Here is a 1,421-nt window from a genome sequence, read left to right as displayed (position 1 = left end):
GAATCCCCGGCCGGCCGGGGCGAACGGCTCCTCCAGCCGCAGTACGGGGGTGTTGCCGACGAGTTGGGCGGGATGCCGGGCGACCGTCGAGGCAAGGCCGGGCACCCCGCCGCGGGCGGGTTCGAGCAGCGAGATGTTCATCGGGGCATGGCTCCTTGACACCCCCGCATCCGGGGGCGCGTGATGGCGGGTCATGGACGCGCGGACATGCCCGCCGCCGTGGCGGAGGCAGGCATGTGGGCGCGGCTCACTGCCGCCAGACGCAATGCAGAGCCAGAGAGGCCCGACCGGCCGTGCGGGAGGGAGCGCCCCGCGGCCGGTCGGGGCGGTCCGCCGGTGCGGCGGGTGCGGTGGGTGCGAAGGGCAGCGCCACCGCGTTGTCGGGGCTGCTGACCGGGGCTCCCGCCGGACCGCGCAGCCGGTCCACCGCATGCGGCACGTCATGGCCGTCCGCATGATCACGCTGGGGTCCGGGCCCGCGCTCATCGCCGGGAGCGGGCTCCGTCGGGTCGGCGGCCTGCCCGCCGCAGACGGCCGGGAGGGCTGTACGCGGGTGCGCTCCGGTGAAACCCGGACCGTGCAGGGCACCCACCAGGTGAGCCCCGACGAGCAGCACCAGACCGAGCGCCAGCAACGCCCGGACAGGGCGCACCTTCGCTCCATCGCCGCACACCACGCTACGCACGCACCAAGCGTAAGTGAGCGGCTACCTACGGCTACATCGGGGCGGGTGTTCCTCGCGCATGCGGGTGAGGGGCGAGCAGACGCGACGGGGAACGCCCGGGGCCCGGGCCCGGCCAGGTTCCGTGACGGGACCCGGCCCGGACCCGTTACGAGACCCGGTGCGGTCCCGTCAGTCGCCGAGGTACACCCTGTCCTTGTGGTGCGGACGAGTTCGTCGGGCTGGCGGGCGTACCCGTCCGGCCAGCCACGGCAGCAGGATGAGCAGCAGTACGGTGCCGACGACACCGAACCAGGGTCGTCGACGAGCAGGCCCACCGGCACCAGCCCCACCGCGCACACCGCGCCGAGGTACAGCAGCCCGGTGCACAACCCGGCGGTGCGGCGGCCGAGGAGGAACACCAGCAGGATCTGGGCGATCATGAAGTTGCCGGTGAACATCTCCGGGGCCGCCGCAAGGTTCAGGGCCACGGGGACGGTGGCAGCAGCCACCGGGTGGCGGCGGCCCACCGCCACCGCCAGGCCGAGCAGCGGTACCGCGGCGATCTTCACTCAGGTCAGACGAATACGGGCCCGGTGATCGTGAGCCACAGCGGCAGATCGGCGATCCGCTCGTCGCCGATCCGCCGCTCCGGTTCCCGCAACCGCTTCATGCCGACGACGCTACGCGGTGCGGCCTGGAACACCTACGGGTGTTGCCGTCTTACGGTGCTGTGACGCGGGCGTGCGGGAGGGTGGGG

At 73.4% G+C, this 1,421-nt stretch carries 1 protein-coding gene; it reads right to left on the bottom strand.

Going from position 1 to position 1,421, the window contains the following annotated elements; genetic code table 11:
• Positions 1-247: 247 nt before the first annotated feature.
• On the bottom strand, positions 248-652 hold the full coding sequence (locus tag AOK16_RS27295; protein ID WP_169790925.1) for a hypothetical protein: 405 nt from the start codon (positions 650-652) through the stop codon (positions 248-250).
• Between the last annotated feature and the right edge of the window lie 769 nt (positions 653-1,421).

It is taken from the genome of Streptomyces pathocidini, from assembly GCF_001418495.1.
GTDB classification, from domain to species: domain Bacteria; phylum Actinomycetota; class Actinomycetes; order Streptomycetales; family Streptomycetaceae; genus Streptomyces; species Streptomyces pathocidini.
This window is presented reverse-complemented; position numbering and strand designations above follow the sequence as displayed.